The organism is Nitrososphaera sp. AFS, assembly GCF_009898475.1.
In the GTDB taxonomy this organism is placed as follows: domain Archaea; phylum Thermoproteota; class Nitrososphaeria; order Nitrososphaerales; family Nitrososphaeraceae; genus Nitrosopolaris.
Genome location: NZ_QURE01000109.1, coordinates 5,776 through 10,814 on the forward strand (window position 1 = coordinate 5,776; position 5,039 = coordinate 10,814).

5 protein-coding genes and 1 pseudogene are annotated in these 5,039 nt (G+C 39.2%); 1 reads left to right on the forward strand and 5 read right to left on the reverse strand.

The annotated features are described in order from the left end of the window. Positions 1 to 137: 137 nt before the first annotated feature. Complete coding sequence (locus tag DYY65_RS10020; protein ID WP_162477822.1) at positions 138 to 371, reverse strand: hypothetical protein; 234 nt, start codon at positions 369 to 371, stop codon at positions 138 to 140. A 335-nt stretch (positions 372 to 706) separates the two neighbouring features. Here DYY65_RS10020 and DYY65_RS10025 point away from each other — a divergent pair, with 335 nt between their 5' ends. Continuing rightward, positions 707 to 1,054, forward strand: coding sequence for a hypothetical protein (locus tag DYY65_RS10025; protein ID WP_162477823.1), 348 nt, complete (start codon positions 707 to 709; stop codon positions 1,052 to 1,054). Here DYY65_RS10025 and DYY65_RS10030 read toward each other — a convergent pair. From DYY65_RS10030 to DYY65_RS10045, 4 genes and pseudogenes are all read right to left on the reverse strand, one after another. Further along, on the reverse strand, positions 1,051 to 3,432 hold the full coding sequence (locus tag DYY65_RS10030) for an amino acid permease (protein ID WP_162477824.1): 2,382 nt from the start codon (positions 3,430 to 3,432) through the stop codon (positions 1,051 to 1,053). The two genes, DYY65_RS10025 and DYY65_RS10030, sit on opposite strands and share 4 nt — an antisense overlap. 286 nt (positions 3,433 to 3,718) lie before the next feature. Continuing rightward, positions 3,719 to 3,997 carry a hypothetical protein gene (locus tag DYY65_RS10035; protein ID WP_162477825.1) on the reverse strand — a complete coding sequence of 93 codons (279 nt, stop codon included), beginning with the start codon at positions 3,995 to 3,997 and terminating at the stop codon, positions 3,719 to 3,721. Positions 3,998 to 4,326: 329 nt separating this feature from the next. Beyond that, positions 4,327 to 4,548, reverse strand: a complete 222-nt coding sequence (locus DYY65_RS10040; RefSeq protein ID WP_162477826.1) for a hypothetical protein — start codon at positions 4,546 to 4,548, stop codon at positions 4,327 to 4,329. Positions 4,549 to 4,858: 310 nt separating this feature from the next. Next, a pseudogene (locus DYY65_RS10045) lies at positions 4,859 to 5,039 on the reverse strand (hypothetical protein); the annotation flags it as partial.

Consider the following 5,039-nt stretch of genomic DNA (forward strand, 5'->3'; position numbering starts at 1 on the left):
ATCCAAACAACATTTTCAATTAATTCCATGATATAGATATTACAACTTCAATACATAAAACCTGCTAAAAGTTAATTCTGAGTACTCAGAATCATACTGAAAAATCATAAATGCTGCTGATACCAGTTAGAAATGGTCTAACAGCAGGTAAGCAAATCAATTACAGATGCAATTTGTTTTATCGTATCCTTTGAGGACTTGGAGTATTCAGGAAGAGCGTCTATGGTTCCTTCTATATCACCAAGATCAAACTTTCCTTTTTGAAGTAATCCAAAGAATATACAAGCGATCCTCCTCTTATCTTCAACGTGCAAATGAGCTTTATTACTGACTGCCAGTTCGATTTCGTCCAGTAATTCATTGTTAGTCATAGTTGTCACAACCAACCAAGGCTTATTCGTTTACAAGTTATGCCTACTATACGATTGATATAATTCTACCTGAGCTGCTTACAAGTTACTTCTCGTAGCGAACTGACATGTGATGAGTACAGATCACTAGATACCGTGATATGCAAGCGAATTATTCACTTGTTATCCACCTATGTTATCCGCCATCTGCCAAAACGAAATTCATAGTTACGAGCATAGATAGATGATTTATCATTTTTTGGCGGAAAACTGACTATAAAGTCAGTGGCAGACTAGAGTCAGCACTACTCTAATATCACGGAAGGCAACTCAGTTCTTAGATTCAACAATGCGGTTTGGTAGTTTTTCTAACAAGCGAGATTAATAGGCTAAAACACATTTCTCGACCAAAATATTGCAGGAAAAAAGCTACGTTACTTGTAGTTGCTAATACTGCAAGTGCCGAGATGAATCCTATAACAATGAGTCCACTTTTCTTTGGGCTCTTTCTTATGGATCGTTTGGTGAAGTATAAGAGTTTGGGAGAAATTCTATATGATTATCCAGCAGCGTATAGTGACACCAAATGGGATGGCTCTATCTATGTTCACAAAAATACAAGTAGTAGCGGACAGATAGATAATACAACCACATATCCACTACATGATGCGGCAGTTTTACACTGCCTAATCAAATGTTCCTAATGTCTACTTATTTCTTTTATCAATCCTAGAAACCAAGCCTTTGCGCGATGAACTCCCGGAAAAGTAAACTGTCTTGCAATTATAATGGGGCAGTTTAGCTGATCTAACAGGGTTAAGAAGTGGCTATTGTTGAAAAAGCTAAATTTTCCAATACTTGCCCCGGTGACTACCAAATCAGGCTCAGACGCGTTGACTGCGGACATAATTAAATTAGCAGATTTTTCACTACTCTGTCCTGTTTCCTCAGATAAATAAATTTCGCCAAATTCAACTCCGACCTGTTCTAGGTATTCCTTACGTTTATTATCATTGGCAAGAGGATGGTCAAACTCCTTGGCACTTTCTGCAGGATTGAATTCGCGTCTTTTGCTTACGGTTAATACACTTACATTAAACCTACCTGAATGCTCCAACCAGCTTGTTGTCTTTAGTACAAGTTCTGAATGATCTCCGGCACTATCATATAGAACAACCATTTTCTTTTTGGGACGACTGCCATTTTGTGACAAATCGATCCTACTCTCATTTGAAGTTTCAAATGAGGTAATATCACCTCCCGTAGTTCTAACCGCAAGCACATTACATGTAGCTAGCGTCTGAAGAACCCTATTATTTCTGTATATTTCAAAATCGGTAATTACTAAATCAATTTTTTGTTCTTCAATCGTAGTCAGTACTGCTTCACTTGGTTCATGAGAGATCCTAAATAGATAGTGATTCAAAATATTCTCTTGTTCTAACATATTTTCTAAAGGTTCGAATGATTTTCTAGCGGCGTCTGCGAATGCAGTTCCAGCTGAAAGTGGGGTCTGTGTCGGTACTGTAAGTACCCTCAATACATTAACTTCCCCATCATTTTCTTTTGCAACTCTGATTGCGTATTTTATTAACCTGTCAGGATTTTCCGGAGTATATGGAATTAAAATTCTGTAATGCTTTCTTGTCAGATCACCTTCGCTGGTTACCATAGGAGCATAATGTTCAACTTCTTTTTTGAAAGTATACATGCGGTAAAGAGCAAAGCCGACCAAAATCCAGAGAACTGAGATCCCCCAGCTCAAGGGCTGGGTTACTAACAAGTATAGTGCAAGACCTAGCTTAAGGAAGATACCTATTACAGGAATTACCGGAAAGAAAGGAATCTTAAATCCATAGTCTAGTTTATCACCATATATTCTTCTTATGTTAATGACTGCGATATTTACTTGGGTAAACAACAACAAGAAAATAACACCGGCAGCAACTGCTATCTGATTGAGAGGAAGTGTGTAAGCCACGATTGCCATTATGATCCCAGAAATCACAATGGCCACATGGGGTGTTTTGAATTTAGGATGTATGGAACTAAGCTGATGTGGCAAATTATAGTGTCTTCCCATTGCAAATGAAACTCTAGACGACGAGAATGTAGTTGCATTTAACGCTGCCAAGCTTGAGACAATGCCTCCGATGATTACTATAAATGCTCCATAGGGAAGAAAGAATCCGGCAGCTTTAATTATACCTAAATCACCATTTTGCCCTATGAATTTCCATGCTGAGATATCTTTAGGAAATATTGCTCCTATAGAAACAAAAGCAACAAGGCAGTACAGAACAACTACAATTGCAAGTGATATGAAAATGGCCCTTGGAATATTTTTCTTTGGATTCTTTACCTCTTCTCCTGTTTGAACTATTATCTCGTAGCCTTCAAATGTTATGAATGTCAAACCCATGGCAGCCACAATTCCACCTATGCCATTTGGCACAAGATCAGCAAAATTTCCGCTCCAGGTAGGATGAGTATGAATAGTCCAGAAACCTGCGCCTATTAATGCGGCAATGGTTCCTAGTTGAAATATCGTTACTATAATTCCAGCTTTTCCTACCTCTGAAACTCCTTTAACATTGACATAGGTAAAAGCAATTATTGATGCTACAGCAATCAACTTGTCAAAAGGAACGATGCCAAAAAGCGGATGGTCTCCGAGTATATTAACCATTTTTAAAAGACTGAAAAGAAATGATCCGAAGCCGACAGCATACAAGCTACCAGCGACCATATGAGCAAACCATGCCATCCAGCCACTTATGAAAGCATTTGGTCTTGGCAGACCTTCCCTAACCCACAAGTATCCGCCGCCAGCCTCTGGTATTGCAGAACCGAGTTCTGCATATCCCATGGCTGTAAAAAGCGTTATTATTGCATTAATTATAAAAGCTATAATAACTGAACCACCTGCTAGACCAATAGCTGGTCCAGTAAGGACAAATATACCTCCTCCAATTAGGCCTGCTATACCGATCATCATGACATCCAGAAAACGCAAGGAACGGACTAGGTGTTGTTGATGTGGGTGGGATGGCGTAGTATCTTCGTTATGACGAATAGACAAATATTCTATCTACTCCTAATCCTCATGATGGATAAGTTGGGACAATTAAAGGTTTAGAGTTTTGTTTCACAACTATGTTGCTACTACCAATTACAGAAGGGTATGGAATAATAATCTCTTCAGCAGGTGAGATGTGGTGTATGGCACATTCCTTTAGGACATTATCAAATGGCAGATTCGCATTTCTGAATATGTTAAGGACTTAATGAGAAATGCGGAAGGAAACGACATTACCAAGGTGTCATTGGTCATACTATTGGCACCGTTTCTCTGCTATTTTTATTTGCTAGCTAGGGAGCGCATGTAAGACTATTACTTGGAGAAAGAGTTGCTGGTTCTCCGCCACATAAAAGCGATCCTGAAGCAGCCTCGGTTGGGCCAAATGAACCTGTGTGTGTGGCGCTACAACAATTGGCTTACCAGCGCTACTCTCATGCGTACCAGCAATTGCACCACCCTTACTGACGACAATGAACGCTGATGCTGAAGGCGCGAACGAATTGATTTCAGAAATACCCAAAAGGACAGAAGCTAAAACTATAGCTATAATCGAAGCAATCGTCAATCTCAACATATACTCTCTATAAGTAATTTGCAGCTCGTTCTTTTACAATTGTGGCATCAGGCCTGCCGATAACAGCTGCGTTTGGATTCATCCCAGGACTTATGTTAGGATTAAGGAAGGGATAATAGCCTGCTATTCTAAACTAAATTGAATTCTTTTAGGAGTCTGAGAAAATCTATTCTGACAACCATAGAACAGAGCGAAGAAAATCGTAACCAGTCGCATTGTTAAGGAGTTGAATGCAAAAAATAAGAGATTGGTTCTTTCTTTCTTTCTTTCATGCGATTGCTCGTGCTTAGTGGTTGATTGTCGCGTCGTTGCTTCCTTCGTTAATACACAAGGCACCAGATTGTGGTGTTGTTGTTAATATCCACTTCTGCATACCTCCAGTACACTGCTTGCTGATCTACTTTGATACTTTTGTGGTTGTCGTTATGATGATGGTGGTGTCGGTATGCCATGACCTGTTGTGGTGCAGCAAATGCTACAGTTGTTAACGCAGCTGCTGCCACTATTGCTGCAATCGCTAATGTCATTCTTCTGTGGTTCATTGCTCAAAGATATTGAAGAGAAATAGTATTTGTCAAGTACTATAGAACACTCTTTAGAAATTTATGAGAATAAGCGGATATATTTAATTATATGGATAACACTTAAATGATTTTTTTGCTCCCTTAAAGGATATATCGTTCCTCACTTCTTGATTCTGATGTTCGAATAAAAATCAAAATTTCACAATTTGGCAAAATGCCGCTGGTTGAATATATTCATACTGTAAACCCGAGATAGTTAAACCTAAAAAAGTAGGGGGATGATTATCTAGCCGGTATTTTCAAACTGTCAGATTTTGTTTTTGATTTGTTAGTGGTGGTGATGATGGTGGTGGTGATGATGGTGGTGATGATGATGGTGGTGGTGATGATGGTGGTGGTGATGATGATGATGGTGGTGATCTCCGCTTGCAAATGCCAGATGATTTCCGAGAATGGGTCCAGATGCAAACAACAGTACTACTGCTGCGATTGCTATGGCACTGATGGTC

Bases quoted from the DNA above. Each gene is read 5' to 3' on its own strand.
- DYY65_RS10020 (WP_162477822.1), bottom strand. From the start codon at position 371: ATGACTAACAATGAATTACTGGACGAAATCGAACTGGCAGTCAGTAAT.
- DYY65_RS10040 (WP_162477826.1), bottom strand. From the start codon at position 4,548: ATGAACCACAGAAGAATGACATTAGCGATTGCAGCAATAGTGGCAGCA.